The following is a 20150-nucleotide window of genomic DNA, read 5'->3' as shown; positions in this document are numbered from 1 at the left end:
CTTGTCTTGCCCGCGCTGTTGCTCTGATCCGCCGCATGGAAGAGGTAGAACCCATTCAGCAGCGCGGCGGCTTCCGCAGCCGCAGCGTCGAAGCCCGACAACGCACCGACCTCGAGGGCCTGAGCGTAGTCCCAGGTGTCCTCGATCAGGAACGCTGGAAGCGCCACATCCTCGGGCACCGCGCAGTACAGGTCTGCCGCGTCCTTGCGTCGGAACAGGTTGTAAGTGCGCATCGGATTCCTCGTCGTTCCTCCTCACCCGGCTCCCGTGAAGCAGCCCCTTCCCGCGGCAGCACGACGGACCGGTGAAGCCGGGCGGCTTGCGGAAGTCGTGGCGCGAGGACGTCCCACGGTCTGGTGAGGGCCCTCTAGTGCAACCGCCGCTTCGCGAGGCGCAACTTGGCCTCCACCGCCCGGATCCTGGTCATCAGCCGATCCAAGGCCAACAAGTGCTCCCGTTCGTCACATTCGGCCTTGGCGATGCTGTCCTGATCGCGGCCAAACTTCTGGCGCATGACGGCATGGCGCAGTTTGCCATCGAGCTCGATCTGACGCTCCTTCAGTCGATAGAGCTCGTCGCGCAGGCGCATGATGTCGACAGGAACGGTGTCGTCCAATCCATGATCGGGCACGCGATCGCGCCTCTCCAAACCATTCATGGTCACCTCGCAGGGCGTCAAGTGAAGCCGCGAAGACTCCGACAGTGGGGCAGATTTTCTGAAGCGGAGATGAACGAATACGATCACCCGAACCATTCGCTGCAATAGCCGTCGCGAAAAAGGCAGCTTTACGAGATTTACAGCCGTCGCTCAGATCGAACAGTGTAGCTGTTCTCCAGAAACTAAAGCTAAGTCTGGGAAGCGGTATTAGGTTGCGACTAGATGCACCTGCTACCATGGTCGTGTCTATGCCTCTTGCAATGGTGGCGAGCCGGACGACTGCTCGAATGTGTCTATCGCGGCAATTGCACCGAAGGTTAGCGGCCCATGAGGATAGCACCCGTGACCCACGATAGAGCGAGCACTTATGCGACTCATATCGGCCAACTTTCGTGCGGAATCGATGACCATCGCGGACCACCCATCGGGATATCGACCTTCCTAACGCGGTGATTCTGCCTGCCGCCCTTCACACCGTCAGGATTAACAAGGGAGCAGCTACAGGAACAGGCGTATTCATGCCCGCTACTGAAGGCCAGTGACATGCGTCTGACACGACATAGCTATCCATCATACACCATGATCGGCGGCGTTAAGTGGTGCGGTCGATGCCCATCTGCACGCTCCCCACTTCTGAACGCCATTTCGAAATCAGAAGGGCGACCGATCGGGTCGCCCTCTGAGTCATCGGCGTTCACCGCAGGACACTGACCTGAACCGGCTGGTTGCCTTCAAGCTGCCGGAAGCTGCGGTCATTGCGGTCGAAGCTCGGCAGGGCGCGGATCTGGTCCTCAGTCAGGCCTTGGGTGATGAGCCGGTCACCACGCACTGCCACGCGATCTACCGGTATGGCAACGTGCTTTTCGCCAATCCCCAAGAATCCACCCGCGCCGACGACGATGTACTGCCGGCCGTCGGATCCCTGGACCACCCTCTCGACATCGCCCAATGCATTGCCCTGGGTGTTGTACAGGTTCATGCCACTGACGCGCGACGCTGTGAGCGCCTGCGCTGTCGGCAAGGCGCCTGTCGTCTGAGAGGCCGCCGGGGTGTCGGCAGGCCGGGCCGCTGCCTGTTGCTGGGCCTGCTGCGGAGTGTTGGCTTGTTGGCCTTCGCCCTGCCGCTCGATGCGCACGTTCGGCTGACCCTGAGGTTGGTTGACGACGACCCGCGGCTCAGCCCGTTCGTATCGTACAATCGGCTGGTTGTCGGCCCCTTGCACCTGCACCTGCGGCTGAGCCTGCTGAACCTGCACCTGCGGCTGAGCGGGCTGAATCTGCACTTGAGGCTGTTGTTGCGGCTGTACGACCTGGACCTGCGGCTGGGGTTGGTTCACCTGCACTTGCGGTTGGGCCATTGCAACCTTCACATCCGGCTGCGGCATGCGCACGACGATCTCAGGCTGAGGGATATCCACTGTGACCGTCGGCTGCGGCTGGCGCACCAGGATTTCGGGCTGGGGCTGGCGCACTGTCACATTCGGCTGCGGTTGCTGGACCGTCACCTGCGGTGAGGCCTGATCGACCCGAACCGTGGGGACCGGCTGCTGGACAACAATACGGGACGGGCCCTGTCCGGCTTGGTTCTGCGCCGTCTGTTGCGGCTGTTGACCGCCATTGCCTGGCGCTGCACCGATCTGGGCGGGGGGCAGCGAGTTCAGGATCCGCTCAACCGATTGGAGATGCTCACGCAGGGTCGGAAGCGTCTGCTGTGCAAACTGCTTGAGTTGTTGATTGTCACCGTTCTGTGCGTACTGATCAAACAGGTTCACGGCATCCTGGTGGGCTGTAACCTGCATCTGAATGTAGTCCCGGTCGAAGCCTGGACCTGACGCGCTCTGTAGGGTCTGCACCATCTGCTGGTGCGGCTGATCGAGGCTGGTTGGGACTGTTGCTCCTGGAACGCCCTGCGCGGCTGATTTCAGCTTGTCTCCGGCTGCCGTATGGTCCTGGACCATGCTGTGCGCGAACTCGCGAACCCGGTCGTTCTGCGCCTTCTGCTGAGCAAGCTGACTCGACTGGATCTCGAGCATGTTGCTGACCGCGGCTCGGTTCACGAAGTCAGCGGCAGGGATCTGGGTGCCGGACTGGGCCGAGGCCGGTCTTGGCGCAGGCTGAGGAGCCTGCGCCAAAGCAACGTCTGGGATGAACGCTGCCGATGCAAGGAGTACCAACATACGAAGCTTCATCTTTCGTCTCCGCGTTGCGGTAACTGTTCTCGCGCTCTGGGCCTGAGAGGGGACACGGCACTGGGCATTGGCATAAGCACACCCGCTCACCGGCGCTGTCCCGTCATGAGCGCTAACCTATCCAGATCATTGAGGTTCATTATTATTTTTGCTGGTTAATCCGCACTACTTGAGCCGGTGTTCCCGCACCTCTTTCCGGGCCTTTGACAGTTTCGCCGTGACACCCTCAGCCCCGATGCCGCGCTCCCGGGCCCACACAATCAGGGCACTGCGCCGGTTGACTCCGAGCTTCTGGTACAGGGACGCCACGTGATTGCGCACCGTGTTGCGGGCGAGCTTAAGCTCCCTCGCAATCTCGGGGTCACTCTTGCCCTGGCAGACGAGGGTGAGCACCTCGCGCTCCCGTGGCGTCAGATCAGCAATGCTGGCGGCCACTTGTGCCGGTGACTGGCCGGGCCGCGGCGAGTGGCGCAGGGCGGCAAGCTTCTCGACCACGCCGCGGCTGAACCAGGACGCATCCGCCATGACCGCCTCAATCGCCTTGACGAGTTCCTCCTCCGAGCGTCTGCGGGCCGTGATGTCCTGAAACGAGCACAGGACACACTTGCGGTCGCTCAGGGTGACCGTCTCGGCCGAGACCAGGCAGTCAATCTGGCCGCCGCCTTTCACCCGCAGATAAGCTTCGAAGTCCCTGATGGATCCTGTCCTGGCGAGTTCGGCTTCGAAGCGGCAGCGTTCGTCGTCACCGACCCAGAGGCCGAGATCCTCTGTGGGGTATCCGACTACATCCTGGGCACGGTAGCCCAGCACCCTGGAGAAGGCCTCGTTGACCTCGATAAGCCGATGATCTTCGACGGTGCTGATGGTGGTGGGCACAGGTGACAGGCAAAAGGCCTTGGCAAAGCGCTCCTCGGACTGGCGCAAGGCCGTCTCGGCCTTCCGGCGCGGCTCCAAGTCGGCGAAGGTGAACAGCATGCAGGGCTCCTCGCCAACCTCGATCGGCTGGCCTGCCACGATGACCTGACGTCCGCCGGGATCGCTCGGCACGGTGAGGCAGGCCTCCATCTGCGGGATGGTCTCGCCCGCACGCAGCCGCTCGCGCGCGAGACTCCGGCGTTCTGCCCGTTCCAGCACATCAATCTCGTAAATGGTTCGGCCCAGCACATCCTCGCGTTTGTAGCCAGTGAGTTCCAGGAAACCCTCATTCACTTTGACGAAGCGCAGATCCGTAAGGCGACAGATGGTGGCGGGTGCCGGGTTCGCCGCAAAGGCGCGCTCGAAGCGGTCCTCGGCCTCGATCTGCCCGCTGATGTCATGGACAATAAGCACTAGACAATCGGGATTGCCGGCCTGATCGGTGATGACCAAGCTGCGGATGCGGTGCGTGCGATCGCGGTCCTGGTTGGACTTGTGAGCCACCACGACAACGACATCTTCGAAGGCCTCGCCGGCCACAACCCGATCGATGGGATAGCGGCCATGGTCGAGCAGATGAGTGCTCTGATAGCGCAGGACGAAGTTCTTGCGATATTCGTCGACAGTCCGGCCGAGTTCCTTGAGGGTGGTGACCCCGTGCATCTCGAGCGCGGCCTCGTTCGCATAGGTGATGGTCTGATCCGGTTCGACCAGGATGACACCCTCTGTCAGGCCGGCAATGATCTGCTCAAGTTGCGAGCGATCCGGAGGCTCATGGCTTGGGGCGGTGCCCGGCCGGTTCACAACCAAGCCGGCTGCATCAGCGGCGCTGCCGGGTTTTGTGTGCCGGGATGCGGTGCGACCCATGCCTGCATCTGTCTTTGCCATGGGATCCCTCTGCGCTTCCGTTCTGGCGGTTTCAACGGGGCTCGGCCCCATGGGTTTCGCGCGCCACCCATCCGATCGCGCCCGCTTCAGATCAGGGGCATCTCAGGAAATTGCTCGTATGGGGTGAGCTCCTGACCGGACATCGCCCGACGCCTAGACGGGTGATGCAAATCAAGAAGGGATAAGGTGTTGTGAAGGAATCTATCCTCAAAGACTGGGATCAGAAACCGAAGGAGCCTGGACCTGAATGGCAGAGCTGGATCGACCTCACGATCCGCGGGTGCTCATTGATGATCTATAGTGATGTACTGCCTTGCTTCCGGAGGGATCTCCGCCCTGCGTGCTTATAGGCTGAAGGCTACTTTCATTCCTTCAGAGAGAGCCGCCTCCACATCAGGCAGGTCGACACCATCCACGTCCTCTCCAACCCGAACCTGCTCCGCACGTCGATAAAGCAACCGAGCGTAGCCTATGACGACAATTTGGATGCGCTCCGGCAAAACGGAATGAGTAGCCTTCGTGAAGTGACGTGTCCAGCCCTCCTGTCCGAGGAGGAGCAGTTGTGACGACAACCTCCACTGCCGAGAGCTGAGTTACAGCGCTATTTCAGTTGCAACTGGTCTCCTAATGGTCTCCTAAGCGCCCGGTGCTTAAACGGACGGCCCAGAGGTTCATTGATATTATGATTGCCGCTGTTGGTCCGCCGCCCCTGCCCTTAGCCCATCATGACGAAGCTCCCCAGCGTACAAAAAACGGGTATGAGAAGACCAGGTCGGGTAGTGCAGGATAACCAGAAAAAAAGAATTAAACCATAATGATTTGAAAGAGTTAGTATGGCTGTCGGGACGGTCGGCGTACCCGCCGCCTGTCATAGCTAACCCAGAGGCTGTCATGGACAAGGATCGGATTTCAGGCTCCGCAAAGGAGGCCAAAGGCTCCGTCAAGGAAGCCATTGGTAAGGTCACGGGCGACACCAAAACCCAAGCTGAGGGAGCCGCTGAGAAAACGACTGGCAAAGCGCAGAACGCAGCGGGCGGCATAAAGGACACGGTGCGCGACGCCACCAAATCCCGCTGAAAGAGTTCGCGGCCGTCACTAGGGAGCCGATTGATCTCGCCTGATAAGGCGTCGACTTGGTCACGTCGGATTCGTCGCTATTGCATCTGGCGGGCGCCGCCCGGCGGGCATGAGCACCAATGCGGGCCGATCTTTCGCAGCACACCGGGTACGCCCTCAGACCCAGACGCATAACGAGGAGAAGGGCCATGACAGAGCAGACCGTCATCGCGCAGTTCGATCACCGCGCCGATGCACAGAAGGCCATGGAGGCGCTCGCAGAGGCTGGCATCAGCCGCTCCACCATGCGCCTGCTGCCGGAAGCTGAGGTGACCAGCTATCGACGTACGGATCTGGGTTCGTCTTACGACCACACAGGAGACGAAGGTGGCTTCTGGTCTTCGCTGGGCGACTTCTTCCTGCCGGACGAGGATCGCTCCATCTACGCAGAGGGCATGAGTCGGGGCGGCACGACCTTGTCCGTGACGATCGACGAAGCGCAGGTGGACCGCGTTGCCGATATCGTCGAGCATCACGGAGCCATCAACATGGACGAGCGCGAGTCCGCTTGGCGAAAAGAAGGCTGGACCGGGTACACGGCTGGCAGAACAAGATCGGCCACTGCCGCGCAGACAGGAACTTCCGAAGCGGTAACGGGCGATACGGAGGTGATCCCGATTGCCGAGGAACAGTTACGGATTGGCAAGCGGCAAGTGAACCATGGGCACGTCCGCATTCGCTCATATGTGGTCGAGACGCCCGTCCAGGAGCAGGTCGTCCTGCGTGACGAGCGCGTTCACGTCGAGAGTCGGCCCGTTGACCGCACCGTGACAGGGGATGCGAATCTGTTCCAGGAGCGTACCATCGAGGCTGAGGAGCGTGCGGAGGAGGCCGTCGTCTCAAAGGCGGCACGCGTCACGGAAGAGCTGGTAGTTCGCAAGGATGTAGAGCAGCGGGCAGAGACCGTGTCGGACACAGTGCGTCGCACCGAGGTTGACGTGGAAGACGAGCGCGGCGTTGATTCAAAGCAAACCCGTGATCGCCGCCGACAATAGCGAGCGGCTCGCCCCGAGCGAGCCGCCGACGCCAGGGTATGTTGCAATAGAAGACTCATTGCGTCCCCAGGCGTGAGCACCCGCATGTTGTCCGTTCGAGCGGAAAACGACCATGATGACACTGTCGAACCGGAGTAACGCTATTCGGTACTCCGGAATCCCCCGCCCGCCTGCTGTGGGTCTATGTAGTTCTGCCGTCTTGGATACTACTATCCAAAGCCATCTCGGTCAGCAGCTCCGCACGTTGTACGGCAACCCAGCCGAAGACAAACTCCCGTACGGCCTCTCCAAGCTGCTCGAACGGGTAACTCAAGTTATCCGCGCCCACACTGAGCCGATCGACCCATCATTCGTCGAGCGGATCATCGCAAGCCTTACTTCGCTCCGGGCCTTCGCCAACTCGCTCGCGCGGGATTCGGATCGAGCCGAAGATCTCGTGCAGGAGACAGTGCTCAGGGCTATCAGCAAGCAGGAGCAGTTCGAGCCCGGCACGAACCTCCAGGCTTGGCTCTTCACCATCTTGCGTAACCAGTTCTGCTCAGACCGCCGCAAGCTCCTGCGCGAGGTCGAGGATGGGGACGGATCCTATGCCGCAACGATGATCGCCATCCCGAATCAGGAGGACAGGATCATGATCCATGATCTTGAGTCCGCTCTTGGATCGCTGCCTCCGGGCCAACGTGAGGCAGTCCTGCTCGTGGGCGCGGAGGGATTGTCCTATGAAGAGGCGGCCCAAGTTCTCGGTTGTGCGGTTGGCACCATCAAGAGCCGGGTTAATCGGGCCAGAAGCTATCTTGTCGAACTGATGGGGCTCGCTCCCGGGGATAGGATTGCCGGATCCCGCCATGCGCAACTGTGAGGGCGGTCAGGCCTAGGAACCACTGAGCATGCCAAGCAAAGTATGCGGGCGTGTTCTTCGGGTCGCGATATCGACTCGGAACGCGCTCTGTCACGTGGGTACGACTCCGCACATCGTCGGCTGAACTGATGAGGCGTGCGCGTGAGGTGATGTTCTACTCCACGCTTCCAGCTCACGACGGCGCAACCCGTAGTGTGCCGCTCGATTGGTACGGAAGGGGAACGCATCCGCCGATCGACGGTTTGGGCGAGGAACCCCGCTCAACGTGTGATTTCGCGAGGTATAGTTTCGCGAGACAGGAGGCGCATGCAAGACGATCCTCGCATCCGGATCGCCGCCCGTACGGTCGACAGGCGGCGCCCGACGCTCTGGTACAAGGATGCGATCATCTACCAGACTCTGCCCGGAGCCCGGGGCAGCGTGGTGCCGCCGTGGCCGACAGCAAGGTGTGATCGGTCTGCGCCTTTTAGGGCGGGCTGAGGATTTCGCGCGCACGTGCAGTCAGATCGCCGAGGGGAGCTCTAACCAGACCCGTCGCTCCTGCAGAATCGTGCGCTGGCAGATCGATTCAGGCCTGCGCGGTGTCATGCTGCAAGTCGGTCTTTGGCACCGCCGAGGCCTCACGGATTGAGTTCAAACGCGAGCGTCGGCGGTCGAGATGGCGCATGACGGGTGTGACTGTCACGCCGTGCAGCACGATCGAGCCCAGCACGATGAGACCCGCCGCACTCCAGAGCAGGTTCGGCTGCTCGAAGGGCGCATGCCCAAGCGCATAGGCGAGATAGTATGCTGTGCCGAGGCCGCGGATCCCGAAGAACGAGATCACGGCCTTCTCGTCCGCGGGCTGATCCCGCCCCGCCAGGCTGATCCAGCCGATGAGCGGCCGCACCAGGAAGATGGTCAGGACTGCAAAAAGCACTACCACCCAGGTGACCTCCTGGAGGAGGCCGCCCCCGCTGAGGGCGCCCCCGAACAGCACGAGCAGGATCATCATCAGGAGGCGTTCGAGCTGCTCGATGAAATCGTGCAGCTTCTCGTGATACCTGTGGCCCCGTTTGACCGAGCGAAACGCGACCGCCGCGACGAATACGGCCGGGAAGCCGTAGCCGTGCGCCATCTCGGTGAGGCCGTAGGACACTGCCGTGATCCCGAGCGCCACGAAGCCGTCGCCGGTGCGCGAGAGATTGGCCCGGTTCGGCAGGCGAAAGGTGAGCCAGCCCAGGGTCCGCCCCACGAGCCATCCGATCCCCACGCCGGCGGCCAGCTTCCAGATCACGTCCACGGTGAGCCAGTGGCCGAACCAGGGCGCGCCCGTCTGGCTGGCAATGGCCAATGCGATGGCGAGGTTCACGAAGGGAAAGGCCAGCCCGTCGTTCAGGCCCGCCTCTGCGGTCAGGGTGAAGCGGACGTCGTCCTCGAGGCCCTCGCCCGGCGGACCCACCTGCACGTCGCTGGCCAGCACGGGGTCCGTGGGAGCCAGGGATGCTGCAAGGAGGATGGCGGCGGTGGCCCCGAGGCCCAGGAGCGCATAGGCCAAAAGCGCAATGGCCGCGATGGTCAGCGGCATCGCGATGCCAAGCAGGCGCCAGGTGAGCAGGCAGGTCGACCAGGCGAACGGCCGGTCGAGCTTCAGCCCGGCGCCCATGAGGGCCACGAGCACGACGAGCTCCGTCAGGCGTTCGGTGATCTTCAGGTGCTCCTGGGGATGGGCGGCGACGCCCGGCAAGTCCGGGATGGCGAACAGCGCTGCCCCGAGCGCGACGCAAAAGATCGGCAGCGAGAGCGGCAGTTCCTTCACGAGCATCGGGAGCCAGGCGGTCAGGAGTACGACCACTCCGAAGCCCGCGAGCACCACCACGTAGGGATCCATGCCCGCGAACGCAGCCAGGAGTCCCCGGGTTCCGATAGACGAGGATCTGCTCGAGTGTTGATCTGTCGCCGCGTGGGTCGCGATGTGGATCTTTACTCACCGGAAGACAGCCTCCCCAGGTCTTCTGCCTGGAGGGCATTGCCGCCTGTGCCAGGCAGCGTAACGCGATGTCTTGAAAGCACCCTGCTGTCGGTTGTGGTCTCGTGCTTGACCGGCGGCAGCATACGGCCTTGATGGATCACGGGTGGCGGCAATGACGCCCTACGCTCATGCAGGCAGTGCCGGTTGGCCACATAGGATCCATCGAGCCACTCCTGAGTTGTCTTGCGGTCTCCTCTTCCGCAGGTATGTTCCATGGCCGATCCGGCTACGCCCCCGCTCCAGCCGGCTCCGCCGCCTGCAAACTCCTCCATCGTCACGGCCGGCGGCATCGTCCTGGCGATCGGGGGGCTCTACTTCGGCCGCGACATCTTCGTCCCCTTCGCTCTTGCCGTTCTCCTGGGCTTTGCCCTCACGCCCCTGGTGAACTGGTTCAGAAGGCTGAAGCTCCCCCGCATGGCTGCGGTGCTCGTTGCCGTCACGCTCGCCTTCATCCTGATCGGCGGGATTACCTTTGTGGTCGGCCGGCAGCTCGTTCAGCTCGCCAGCAACCTTCCGAGCTATCAGAACACGATCAGCGAGAAAATCCGCTCCCTGCAAGCCTCCGCTCCCGGCGGGGGTGTCGTGGACCGGGTCACCACCACGATCCAGGACCTCAGCAAGGAGATTTCAGGTGAGGACAAGGGGGAGCCATCCGGTCCTGCCGTAGGTGGGAGCCCTCCGCAACAAGAGCCCATGACGGTCAGGCTCGAGCGCCCCCAGGCCCGGCCCTTGGAGGTCATCCAAGCCATCGTTGGTCCCCTGCTTGCGCCGCTCGCCACAGCAGGCCTCGTGGTGATCTTCGTGATCTTCGTCCTGCTCGAACGCGAGGACCTGAGAGACCGCTTCATCAAGCTGGCCGGAGCCGGTGATCTTCAGAAGAGTACGCAAGCGCTCAACGATGCGGCGGCCCGGGTCAGCCGCTATCTCCTCATGCAGCTTGTGGTGAACCTGACCTATGGCGTGCCGATCGGGATCGCTCTCTACTTCATCGGCGTTCCCAATGCCGTCCTGTGGGGCCTGCTCGCCGCAGTGCTGCGCTTCGTGCCGTACCTGGGGCCATTTCTGGCGGCGCTCTTTCCGATAGCGCTCGCGTTCGCCGTCGACCCGGGCTGGTCGATGCTAATGTGGGTGATCGGATTGTTTCTCCTCGCCGAGCTCATCAGCAACAATGTCGTGGAGCCATGGCTCTATGGCTCCAGCACCGGCCTGTCCTCACTTGCGATCATCATGGCCGCGATCTTCTGGACAACACTGTGGGGTCCGGTCGGGCTGTTCCTCGCGACACCCTTGACCGTCTGCCTCGTGGTGATCGGCCGTTACGTGCCGCAGCTCGAGTTCCTGGGTGTTCTCCTCGGCAGCGATCCCGTGCTTGCTCCCGAGGAGCGCCTCTATCAGCGCCTGCTTGCCGGCAACCTCGAAGAGGCGGTCGAGATGGCCGAGGACTACGTCGACGAGCACTCCTCGCGTGAGTTCTACGACCACGTCGCCATTCCGGCCCTTCGCCTGGCGGAGAATGATCGCCAGCGCAGCACGACGGACACTAACTACAGGCGTCTTGTTGCGAGCACCGCGACTTGCGTGGTGCGCGAAGTGGCCGAGCACATCGAGGACAAGGCGTCACGGTCCAGCGCCAACGAGGAGGGTGCGGAAGGTCGAGACCCGTCCCGCCCCCGCACACTCGGCACGCCGGTTTTGTGCATCGCGGGCCGTACGGAGCTCGATGGGGCGGCGGCTGAAATGCTCGCTCAGGTGCTCGAGGAAAGAGGTATCGGCACGCGGGTTCTGCCCCCGATCTCTGTCAGCGAGGGCGCTCTGGGTCAACTGGATCTCACGGGTGTGGAGGTTGTCTGCCTGTCCTATCTTCACGCCTACCCGCAGGTGTTTGCCCGCTACATATGCCGCCGCATCCGGCGGCGTGCGCCAGGCGTGAGGCTCATCGTGTGCTGCTGGAATGCGCGACCTCACAGCGGCCAGGCAGAGGATATCGCACGGCAAATGGCGGCAGATGCCGCAATCGTGTCGCTCGACACCTGCGTGAACCAAGTGGAGGCATGGGTGTCCCGGCGGCCAGGCAACACCCGGGACGTTCCTCCCGTTCTGGATAACGAGCACGAGAGGCTCGAAGCCCTGCGCGAGCTTGGACTGAACCCGGCCCGGCACGCGCAGTTCGATGAGGTGGCAAGGCGCATCGCGCAATCCTTTGATGCGCCCATCGCCCTCGTGTCGCTCCTCGGCGAGGAACATCAGATCTGGCCAGGAGCGGCGGGCCTGCCCCCGGACCTCGATGACGCTCGGCAGGCGCCCCGGGACATATCGATCTGCGGCCACGTCGTGGCGGCGGATGGTGTCCTGGTGGCCGAGGACGTGACCGAGGACCCGCGGTTTGCCGACAATCCGCTCGTGCTCGAGAAGGGCATCCGCTTTTACGCCGGAGCCCCGCTGCGCACCTCGGCCGGCCTGGTGCTTGGATCGCTGTGTGTCATCGATACGAAACCACGCTCGTTCTCGGACGCGGATCGAAGCCGGCTTCAGGAGGAGGCGGATCAGGTGATGGTGCAACTCGAGAGCCGCCGATATGACATCGCAGACCGGGAGGGGACTGATGCGGCGGCGTTCAATCCCGGCGGTGATGCCGCGCGAGGAGGTTGGAAGCTCGCCTCGATCCAGCCGAAGGACTGAAGGACGGTCTGCTCGGTCCTGGCACGGGCGGTCCTGGCCGGGGGCCCGTGCGCAGGCATGAGCCTCCTGCGTAAGGACTCACGCTACCGCCGGATTGACAACCCCCAGTGACGCAGCAGACATCGACCATCCGGTTGTATGTGTCTCTCGGAGATGGTGCGTCCCAGGGCGGACATTGCGCCGCTCCGGTTCAACGTCGCTGGCACACAACTCGGGCTCACAGGAGTACCGTGCTCCTCAAGCCGGTGAGATTCGAACCCCGCCGGGCGCCCGGCCCGGAGTTCCCATCGGCAGGCAATGCTGCGGAGGGTCATGCAGTTGTGGCTTGCGATTGGCACGGTGGAGATCAGGATTCGAGGAGAGGAGCGGACGTTCCCCGGCCCGGCAGTGCCATGAGGATCCTCAGTGGTGATCATGTCCGCGCTGCCGGCTTCCCGGTCGAAGTGATCGAGTCGTCCGAGATGCCCCGCCTGAAAATCCGCCTCGACACCACGATCGGATGCAGCCACGAGGGATGCCAGATCAGACCTGGTCGTTTTGGCTGCCGAGTGGATTGCAACAGTCTCTACTCAATGAGTTCTCCAGTGATCCCTGTCAGCCTCTGCTCCCAAGAGCCTCGCTTGAACGCGATGATGCGCAGGTTGTCATCCGCGCTCCACTCGACCGACAACACCTTGAGTGGGCGCCAGATATCTAGGCCGTGGGACATGGCCTCAGTTTACCCCAGACCGAGAGTTGCTGGCGGAGAAGCTATCTGCGATTGACCTCAGCACAACAAAAGGGAGGAGCGAACTCCTCCCCTTCTGCTCGCTGACAGCGGGACTAGGTAGTCGAGGTCGTGGTCTTGCTCGATTCCCCTCCGGTGCCGGTCCTGCCTGCCGTGCCCGAGGTGCCGCTAGTCGCAGTCGTTCTAACGCTTCCCATTCCGCCTGCGGTCGAACCACTTGTGCTGGACGCGCCACTCTGCCCACCCATGGAGCCGCCTTGGCCGACCCGCAGGTTGTTCTGCACGTGCCTGACGCCGGAAATCTGCTCGGCACAGTCCTCAGCATGACGTTTGGCCTCCCGGCTATCGACCGTGCCGGAGAGCGTCACCTCGCCATTGCTGACACTCACGTCGATTTCCGAAGCATCGACGTGCGGATCATCCGTGAGGCGATCACAGACCTCTTCCTTGACGCGCTCGTCCGAGCGGCTGTAGCCCTTCGGCCCTCGGCCCCGGTGCTGGCCGCCTTGCATGCCGCCATAGCCACCTTGGCCGCTCTGATAGCCCCCTCCTCTGCTGCTGCCAAAGCTACCTTCGTAGCCACCTGCGGAACCATACCCACCGCCAGAGCGCTGCCCGCCATAACCACCGCCACGGTTGTAGTCGGAGCCGCCCATGCCGCGCCCACTCTCGCCGTAGCCGCCGCTCATGCCACGACTGTAGTCATTGTCCCGATCATAGCCGCCTTGGCCGCCTCGCGTGTAATCAGAGCCATAGCCACCCCCGCGATAGTCTCGACCTGCTTCGTAGCCGCCTTGGCGATAGCCGCCTCGGGAGCCGCCCATGCCACGGTCTTGCTCATAGCCGCCCTGGCCCTGGCTGTAGCGCCCGTAATCCGAGCCACCCATACGGCTGCGGCCTTGCTCGCCATAGCCCCTATTCTCATCACGATCCTGCCCGGACCAGCCACGGCCCTCGCGACCCTGCTGGCCGTAGTCGCGATCCTGACCGTAATTCTGGTTCCAGTCGCTGCCCATGCCGCCTCTGCGGTTCCGATCGTCACGATCATCCTCGCGTTCGCCAAAGCGGTTGCGGTCGTCGTCGCGATATCTGTCTCGTTGTTGGGGCATCAAAGACCTCCTGTTCGATGTTCCGAAAGCCGCTATAGCTGCTGCGGCAAGTCCAGCGGCTGTGGCCAGAAGCGCCCCCATTCCCGTATTTCCCCCGGATGAACGATAGCGGTTCATATTGTGCCTCCTGCTGGAACGGTATGTGAATCAACGGTAGGGGCAATTACTGAGTTCCTGAGGAGGCTCAAGCGTGCTGCATCGCGGCTGATCGAGCGCAGCTTGGCACTGGAACGCGCAGGCGAGGTCCAGATCACCTATGCCCCGCCGGTTCCGTGTGCCACGTGAATGGTCCCTGGCTGATGGCAAGGAGGCTGCTGTCCGAATTACGTGGTGGAACATCATCGCGCATGATCCCGTCGCGGCTAAAGCCGCTACGGAGCAGGCCCGCATAACGCTGGTGAAGACTGACCGCGATCGCATTGAGAGCAGCGCCGCGCTGCTGGAGGCAGCAGGGGAGAACGAGAAGTCTGGGTTCTGGACGAACAAATCCGTGCGGCTGGTGGCTCGTCGCACCTTGCGCATTGCCGCTGTTCCCGAGACTGCCCAGCCTGCGGGGGAGCGAAAGCGAGTCAGCTAAGTTCCTGAGCAACTTGTCTGAATTTGAGGTGAGGTCCGCCTGCCTGCCAGGGGAGTTATCCAACCGCTCACGATAGCAGAGAGCGCCCGTCACGGGCGCTCTCGAACTCCACGTGATCGCAGGCGCGATCCGTCAGGCTGCTTTGCGGGCGCGATTGGCCGCTGGCTTGGTCTCGCTGCTGATCGTCTGGGCGGCTTCGTTTGCGATTTCGATCGAGTGCTCGGCAAGCTGGCGGCTGACATCAATCATGTAATGCCAGTTGTTGCGCAGGAGTTCGCTCTGAATCGCTACGAGGTCCTGCATCGACCGGCAACGCGCTAGTTGGGTCAACCCATCGATGTTCTTCTGCAGCCCGTGCTGAGACAAGGTGAGCCACTCGCGAGACACATCCTGCATGCCGCGCATCAGCACCGTGCTGGTTTCCGCGAGTGCTCCGAGGTTCTCGCTCGCCTGACGCGTCAGGGCTTCACTCTCCTGACCAGTAAGGCCGAGCGCTCGCGTGAACTGGTCTGTCGCACGCCGGATTCCGTCCAGTCCCACCACGGCCGCTTCCTGTACGACGTCCGCTGCGGTCTCCACCGTCTCGCGTCCAGCCTCGACGGTCTCGTTGACCGTCTCGCTCGTGTTCTTTCGGGTCTCTGCCATTGCTTGTTCCTCCTGAAGGTTTTCCCCAGTCCCAAGCAGCACGGATTCCGCCGCTCACCCGGTAATCCAATCCAATGCTGAAGGCCCGCCCGGACACACGTCCTTACTTGGTGCTTGCTGTCGTGCGTCTGCGGACGGTGGTCCAACGTGCCGGTGCGAGTCCGGTTTCAGCGTAGCCGCAGATCCGAGGTCAAAAAGAGAGCGCCTCAGGGGCGCTCTCGAAGTCTTCGGCCCGTGCACAAGGGGAATGCGGGGATTAAGGTTCGGGCCGGTATGAGTAATGAACGCCGCGCGAGAAGCGTCGTTCCAGCTTGGCGGAAAAACAATTGGTCGGTCACCGTCCTCGACAGTGTCTTCAACTCACGGGTTGGCGACCCGAACCTCACTGCCGGGCACTGCGCGAGACCTGTCCGCCCTTGCGACCGGCTTGCTATGCGAGATTGCGATCCTGCGAGAAGGAGCGCTTCTCGGACGGCACGCTCTTGCCGCCCTTGCTGGCGATCTCGCGTCGCCTGTCGGAGTTCATCGACGCGAAACCGCGCCTCGGCACACCATTGCCTGCTGTCATCACGTCACCTCCGTGGCACATGGCTGTCCACGGACGGGTAACCTCGCGCGAAATTGATCGTTCCCGGTGAGCCGTCATGCAATGGCACAATAGAGCCTTGGCATAGCTTGGCTTTGTTGCTGTGGCTTACTGCTTCGGCTCTGATGCCTCTGCTAGATCATTGCTTCCTATGTTCCTCGAACTGCACTGACGGGGAACTCAAGACAGTGCTGGTTGGTTGTTTTGCCGTAGACTCTGGAGTGGTGCGAAGGTCTTCTCGGGCAGCGCAAGTCTCCCAGGACGCTTATGAGCGCTGATCAGAACCGGGGTCTACATGGCATGAACGGCATGGTCCATCTGGTGCCCGAAGCCCAAGGTTCGCGTCTTGGGCTTTCGCTGTACGTCATTGAACTTAGTCCTGGGGCTCACCGCCGAATGGTCGATCCAGGTATGCCGAATCCCTAGACGCAGGAGACTGGCAAATCGGTGTTAACTGAGCACGTCCACGAGGAGACCGCGCAGCAAGGTCGCCCGACATGCCACTGTCTGCCCGATCGAGCGGTTTCTCTTCCATAGGTTGCTCTCACCATGCGTATGACACGCTATTCGGCGCGATCCTTCACGTTCGAGATCAAGCGCGCCAGCAGGCGCAAACCCGAAACTCTCACTCTTCGCGAGAATTCTTCCCCACATGGCTCATCCCTCGTGGATGACGTCTTCGGGAAGCTTTCTGCGCAACCACGTGCTGCACTGCCCACAGAGATCGAAGTGCCTGCCTCGGTTCGTCCGACGCCTGCGCTCAGCACCAACCTACCCCAGGTATCGTCCACAAGTGTGCCATCAGCGAAGCGGTCTACGCGCCGCGTTCTGCCTGACCTTCTGTCAGTTCTGGTAAACCCGGTCGAAGAGCGGGTGCAGCGTGAAGCCGAGGAGCGAGTTGCCCGGCGCAGGGCATCACGGACGCACGGGGCGAAAGAAGCCGAGCATTCCTCAGTCGCAGCCGCTCACGGCACTATGGCCCCGCCCCTTGTTGCGACCATAGTAGGCGTGAGCGCAGACACGGTAGAAAATTTCTCACCGGCAGCAGTCATTACGGTGCCGCAGAAAACCATCCAGCCTGCCCAACAGATTGGGCCATCACGGAAGCAGAAGTGGAACGTCCTTGCAGCATTGACCAAGAAGGCTGAACGGAACGGAAGCTCCATGCCCCGTTTTCCGCCGGGGCAGCGCTGGAAGCGCCGCTTACCTCAGGCATGCTGGTGAGGTTGCAAGACGAAGCATCCTGTCTCGAAGTTGCCTCAGGTAATGCGATGGTGGGGCATGAAATCTTCATCAGACTTCCTTAAAACTGCCAGCATGTCCTAATAACCGCCCGGTACTTCGCGATGCACGTCTACAGGCCGGCAGTGTCGGACCTGTCGTGAGAAGTTATCACATTACAGGATGTCTACCGTGACCGGTCAGGCAGTGTCCTCTCGAAGTGCCATCGAGCTTACGGCTGACATCGTTTCGGCCTTCGTCAGCAACAACTCTGTATCGAAGTCTGATTTGCCTGGGCTGATCAGTGGTGTGCATGCGGCCCTCCAGAATGGAAGCAACCCTAATCCCGCACCTGCCGTGCCGGTGAAGAAGTCAATCACCCTCGATTTCCTGATCAGCCTGGAGGACGGCAGGCCCTACAAGTCGTTGAAGCGACATCTCACTCGGCTGGGTCTGACGCCTCAGCAGTATCGCGAGAAGTGGAGCCTCCCGGTGAACTATCCCATGGTGGCTCCGAGTTACGCTGCGCGGCGCTCCGAACTCGCGAGGAGCAGCGGGCTCGGCCAAAGGCCCGGAGTAGCGGCGAAATCGGCCATCCCTTCTCCGAAGACCACCGCTCCGGCTGCGAAGAAGAGTGGGCGCAAGAAGGCTCGGTAAGCTTTCCGCTGCCCCTCAGCGGCAAAGGCGACCCGGCCTCTTGAGGTCGTCCGCTCGGGACCGCCTATCTGGTCTGCATTCACGGGAGGGGCGGCTCACAGGGTCCGGGAAGACTTCATGAACACTTCGCCACGCGTTTCGTAAATGCGCCTGTCGGAACTGCGTGGGCTCGCGCGCGTGCGACGCTCTTCGGAGAAACCCGACTTGCCTACCCGAACGGCAACAGAATTACCTATGGTGCGTCTCGTGCTGTCACGAGCTGCCATGAAGGCTCCGCAAGAGAGTCTGTTGCGTGAACTGTTGCGCTTTACCAGCTCATATTTGGACAACGTTCATGAAGAGACGCCGCCATCTTACCCCTGCCGAGAAACGCGTGTTGTCTGCTCTCCAAACGCACGGGAGTGCCTTGAGGATCTGGGGCAGTCCCCGCCAGGACGACTACTCGTGGTGGCTCGCGGGCCGGCCGGTCACCCGGGTCATTCACTCCCTGGCCGTGAAGGGACATCTCACGGTGAAAGGAGACGAGGCTCGTCCCACCGCCAGCCCCATCTGCGCCTGAGCATCTGCCTATGAGCCTCGACGACGCGCCAGCCGGCATCGCCCCGGCGGGACCAAGGATACCGCGACTGCCGTAGCGTCAACGGACGCTTAACCCGATCAGAACAATTTGAATTGGCGCCAGCGTTGCGTAGCGGCCCGCCTCCAAAATAACCCCGCTCGGCAGCGTCCTACCGAGCGGGGTTATTTTGGAGCACGCATCTGCTCGCCGAAACTTAGGCTCCATAAGGGCGCTGATCGGAAATTCGCCCCCGTTTGTTCCTCACGCGCGGCCTCGCCCTCCCCGGATGAGGCCGGCGCACGGCCTCATCCTGCCCAAAATCCGGCGCAGCCTAGGGGCGCATCACTGTGATGCAGTCGCGCTTGCAACGGCGATGGAGGCGGACATGCCGATCGGCTTCACGAGGCTTTTCTTCTTCGGCGACAGCATCACTGATGCGGGGCGGCTTCCGGAACCGTTCCGGCCCGACGATCCCTATGTCGATGGCCGTTTCACCAACGGCCTCGTCTACGCCGAGATCCTGCCCCAGGAACTCGGCGTTCCCTCCAACAACTACGCCTATGGCGGCGCGAAGGCCTGCCGTCGGGACTGGAGCAGTTCCTCATTGGCCTTGACGCCCAGGTCACGGAATTCGAGGTCAGTTATCTTTTCGGCGCGCCGAGCGGCAGCGCCGCCGCGATCTTCATTGGCGGCAACGACTATCACGACGCGGATCCGAATGATCCAAAGATCGTCGCCAGAGTGCTCGAGAGCATCGATGAGGCGGCCGTGCGGCTCGCACGAGAAGGCGTTGGAGAACTTGTCCTCTTCAATCTGCCGTTCTCCTTCAGACGCCCCGTGGGATTGCCCTACCCCCGACGAGCGGGCAGCCGAGGACGCGATGATCGCGGCCCACAATGCCGGCCTGCTGCAACTCGCGACCTCCTATAATAGGGCCGGCGTGCCGACCACCATCATCGACGTCGATCTCCTCACCCGCGAGGTCCACGCCGACAAGGAGACCTTCGGCCTCAAGGCATACGACGATCCGCTCTACACCCTCGACCAAAACGGCAGCCTCGTGCGGAACCAGATCATGAGCTAGTTCGATCCCGACGAGGTCGGCTACTTCGACTCGGTCCACCCGTCGGCGGCCGGCCATGGCATCTTCGCTGCCTTTGCCGAGGCGCCCCTGCGGGCCGACCAGATCATCTTCGAGAACAAAGAGAGCGTCGATGTTATAAGCGGCGGCTCCGGCGCCGACTTCGTTGCCTCGATCTCGTCATTCGTCACGCGGGCTATCGCCCATGCCCTCGAGAGCAACATTGGTCAATCCATGTTTCCGCTGTGGTTCGGTGCCCGCGGCCCTGCGACTTGATCAGGTTTGGCGGTCCGAGGGGTTTAGCCGGCTCGCCTTGACGCCGGCCTGGTTTATAAACGGCGCTCTACGAACAGCGCGCAGCGCTTTTCTGTCTCCGGGTAGGAAAACGGCCGAGTGGAAAGGCGCGGCACGCACCTCTGCAGGTCAGCTCGCCACACGATTCTACATCCCGAAGCAAGGACCTCCGAACACCGAACGAACACAGGGCGATCCACCGCGCCGGCTTCCCGAGGACGTGACGGTCACACCGCCCTGAGATCCTCCCGGTATGCGGTGATCCCGTACGATTGGAATTGACCGATGGTCCCTGACAACCGGTTGCTCTCGATGATCACGCACGACGACCGGCTCCCGATGATCGCGCACGATGGGAGGCTCTCGATGATCTCGGACGACCACA

Annotated in this window: 17 protein-coding genes; 9 read left to right on the top strand and 8 right to left on the bottom strand. The window is 62.2% G+C overall.

What is annotated here, in order from left to right; all coding sequences use genetic code 11:
• The 4 genes from BN1233_RS48425 to BN1233_RS18320 all read right to left on the bottom strand — a co-directional run.
• The coding region (locus tag BN1233_RS48425; RefSeq protein ID WP_063776629.1) for a hypothetical protein at positions 1-233 on the bottom strand (233 nt) is incomplete at its 3' end.
• A gap of 134 nt (positions 234-367) precedes the next feature.
• Positions 368-658, bottom strand: a complete 291-nt coding sequence (locus BN1233_RS18330) for a hypothetical protein (RefSeq protein WP_147707370.1) — start codon at positions 656-658, stop codon at positions 368-370.
• 694 nt (positions 659-1352) lie between these two features.
• The gene (locus BN1233_RS43070) at positions 1353-2834 is read right to left on the bottom strand and encodes a DUF4142 domain-containing protein (RefSeq protein ID WP_280139394.1); all 1482 of its coding nucleotides are present in this window, start codon (positions 2832-2834) and stop codon (positions 1353-1355) included.
• Positions 2835-3011: 177 nt separating this feature from the next.
• A complete protein-coding gene (locus BN1233_RS18320) occupies positions 3012-4649 on the bottom strand; it encodes a helix-turn-helix transcriptional regulator (RefSeq protein WP_244470700.1) in 1638 nt (545 codons plus the stop codon).
• An 891-nt stretch (positions 4650-5540) separates the two neighbouring features.
• On the opposite strand from BN1233_RS18320, the gene BN1233_RS18310 reads away from it, so the two are divergent.
• The 4 genes from BN1233_RS18310 to BN1233_RS47055 all read left to right on the top strand — a co-directional run bounded on the left by BN1233_RS18310 (position 5541) and on the right by BN1233_RS47055 (position 8099).
• On the top strand, positions 5541-5726 hold the full coding sequence (locus tag BN1233_RS18310; protein WP_046864986.1) for a CsbD family protein: 186 nt from the start codon (positions 5541-5543) through the stop codon (positions 5724-5726).
• A 188-nt stretch (positions 5727-5914) separates the two neighbouring features.
• On the top strand, positions 5915-6760 hold the full coding sequence (locus BN1233_RS18305; protein ID WP_046864985.1) for a YsnF/AvaK domain-containing protein: 846 nt from the start codon (positions 5915-5917) through the stop codon (positions 6758-6760).
• A gap of 244 nt (positions 6761-7004) precedes the next feature.
• On the top strand, positions 7005-7619 hold the full coding sequence (locus tag BN1233_RS18300; protein WP_244470701.1) for a sigma-70 family RNA polymerase sigma factor: 615 nt from the start codon (positions 7005-7007) through the stop codon (positions 7617-7619).
• 306 nt (positions 7620-7925) lie between these two features.
• Positions 7926-8099 (top strand): hypothetical protein, encoded by a 174-nt coding sequence (locus BN1233_RS47055; RefSeq protein WP_154678272.1) that lies wholly within the window; start codon positions 7926-7928, stop codon positions 8097-8099.
• A gap of 88 nt (positions 8100-8187) precedes the next feature.
• Here the strand turns inward: BN1233_RS47055 and BN1233_RS18295 are convergent, their stop codons facing one another.
• Complete coding sequence (locus tag BN1233_RS18295) at positions 8188-9489, bottom strand: cation:proton antiporter (protein WP_046864984.1); 1302 nt, start codon at positions 9487-9489, stop codon at positions 8188-8190.
• Between the two features lie 354 nt (positions 9490-9843).
• Here BN1233_RS18295 and BN1233_RS18290 point away from each other — a divergent pair, with 354 nt between their 5' ends.
• Positions 9844-12309, top strand: coding sequence for an AI-2E family transporter (locus BN1233_RS18290; protein ID WP_082145526.1), 2466 nt, complete (start codon positions 9844-9846; stop codon positions 12307-12309).
• Positions 12310-13131: 822 nt separating this feature from the next.
• On the opposite strand, the gene BN1233_RS51125 is transcribed toward BN1233_RS18290, so the two are convergent.
• Positions 13132-14145, bottom strand: a complete 1014-nt coding sequence (locus BN1233_RS51125; RefSeq protein WP_074078319.1) for a BON domain-containing protein — start codon at positions 14143-14145, stop codon at positions 13132-13134.
• A 256-nt stretch (positions 14146-14401) separates the two neighbouring features.
• Between BN1233_RS51125 and BN1233_RS18280 the strand changes: the two genes are divergently transcribed.
• Positions 14402-14722, top strand: a complete 321-nt coding sequence (locus BN1233_RS18280; RefSeq protein ID WP_046864983.1) for a hypothetical protein — start codon at positions 14402-14404, stop codon at positions 14720-14722.
• 132 nt (positions 14723-14854) lie between these two features.
• Here BN1233_RS18280 and BN1233_RS18275 read toward each other — a convergent pair whose 3' ends face one another.
• Both BN1233_RS18275 and BN1233_RS18270 read right to left on the bottom strand, forming a co-directional pair.
• Complete coding sequence (locus BN1233_RS18275; RefSeq protein WP_048707951.1) at positions 14855-15367, bottom strand: phasin family protein; 513 nt, start codon at positions 15365-15367, stop codon at positions 14855-14857.
• Positions 15368-15797: 430 nt separating this feature from the next.
• Positions 15798-15935, bottom strand: a complete 138-nt coding sequence (locus BN1233_RS18270) for a KGG domain-containing protein (RefSeq protein ID WP_046864982.1) — start codon at positions 15933-15935, stop codon at positions 15798-15800.
• A 1422-nt stretch (positions 15936-17357) separates the two neighbouring features.
• On the opposite strand from BN1233_RS18270, the gene BN1233_RS18265 reads away from it, so the two are divergent.
• From BN1233_RS18265 to BN1233_RS18255, 3 genes are all read left to right on the top strand, one after another.
• Positions 17358-17831 (top strand): Ros/MucR family transcriptional regulator, encoded by a 474-nt coding sequence (locus BN1233_RS18265; RefSeq protein ID WP_082145525.1) that lies wholly within the window; start codon positions 17358-17360, stop codon positions 17829-17831.
• 334 nt (positions 17832-18165) lie between these two features.
• The gene (locus BN1233_RS18260; RefSeq protein ID WP_147707368.1) at positions 18166-18390 is read left to right on the top strand and encodes a hypothetical protein; all 225 of its coding nucleotides are present in this window, start codon (positions 18166-18168) and stop codon (positions 18388-18390) included.
• A gap of 385 nt (positions 18391-18775) precedes the next feature.
• Entirely contained in the window at positions 18776-19474 is a 699-nt protein-coding gene (locus BN1233_RS18255; RefSeq protein ID WP_046864980.1) for an SGNH/GDSL hydrolase family protein, read from the top strand.
• Positions 19475-20150 lie beyond the last annotated feature (676 nt).

The sequence above is a fragment of the Microvirga massiliensis genome (assembly GCF_001006805.1).
Classification (GTDB): Bacteria; Pseudomonadota; Alphaproteobacteria; order Rhizobiales; family Beijerinckiaceae; genus Microvirga; species Microvirga massiliensis.
Note: the sequence above shows the minus strand (reverse complement) of the source record. Positions and strands in the feature narration are given on the sequence as shown.

Bases quoted from the DNA above. Each gene is read 5' to 3' on its own strand.
- BN1233_RS18265 (WP_082145525.1), top strand. From the start codon at position 17,358: ATGTCTACCGTGACCGGTCAGGCAGTGTCCTCTCGAAGTGCCATCGAG.
- BN1233_RS18290 (WP_082145526.1), top strand. From the start codon at position 9,844: ATGGCCGATCCGGCTACGCCCCCGCTCCAGCCGGCTCCGCCGCCTGCA.
- BN1233_RS18260 (WP_147707368.1), top strand. From the start codon at position 18,166: ATGAAGAGACGCCGCCATCTTACCCCTGCCGAGAAACGCGTGTTGTCT.
- BN1233_RS18255 (WP_046864980.1), top strand. From the start codon at position 18,776: ATGCCGATCGGCTTCACGAGGCTTTTCTTCTTCGGCGACAGCATCACT.
- BN1233_RS18310 (WP_046864986.1), top strand. From the start codon at position 5,541: ATGGACAAGGATCGGATTTCAGGCTCCGCAAAGGAGGCCAAAGGCTCC.
- BN1233_RS18295 (WP_046864984.1), bottom strand. From the start codon at position 9,489: ATGGATCCCTACGTGGTGGTGCTCGCGGGCTTCGGAGTGGTCGTACTC.
- BN1233_RS18305 (WP_046864985.1), top strand. From the start codon at position 5,915: ATGACAGAGCAGACCGTCATCGCGCAGTTCGATCACCGCGCCGATGCA.
- BN1233_RS43070 (WP_280139394.1), bottom strand. From the start codon at position 2,834: ATGTTGGTACTCCTTGCATCGGCAGCGTTCATCCCAGACGTTGCTTTG.
- BN1233_RS18275 (WP_048707951.1), bottom strand. From the start codon at position 15,367: ATGGCAGAGACCCGAAAGAACACGAGCGAGACGGTCAACGAGACCGTC.
- BN1233_RS18330 (WP_147707370.1), bottom strand. From the start codon at position 658: ATGAATGGTTTGGAGAGGCGCGATCGCGTGCCCGATCATGGATTGGAC.
- BN1233_RS18280 (WP_046864983.1), top strand. From the start codon at position 14,402: ATGCCCCGCCGGTTCCGTGTGCCACGTGAATGGTCCCTGGCTGATGGC.
- BN1233_RS18270 (WP_046864982.1), bottom strand. From the start codon at position 15,935: ATGACAGCAGGCAATGGTGTGCCGAGGCGCGGTTTCGCGTCGATGAAC.
- BN1233_RS18320 (WP_244470700.1), bottom strand. From the start codon at position 4,649: ATGGCAAAGACAGATGCAGGCATGGGTCGCACCGCATCCCGGCACACA.
- BN1233_RS51125 (WP_074078319.1), bottom strand. From the start codon at position 14,145: ATGCCCCAACAACGAGACAGATATCGCGACGACGACCGCAACCGCTTT.
- BN1233_RS47055 (WP_154678272.1), top strand. From the start codon at position 7,926: ATGCAAGACGATCCTCGCATCCGGATCGCCGCCCGTACGGTCGACAGG.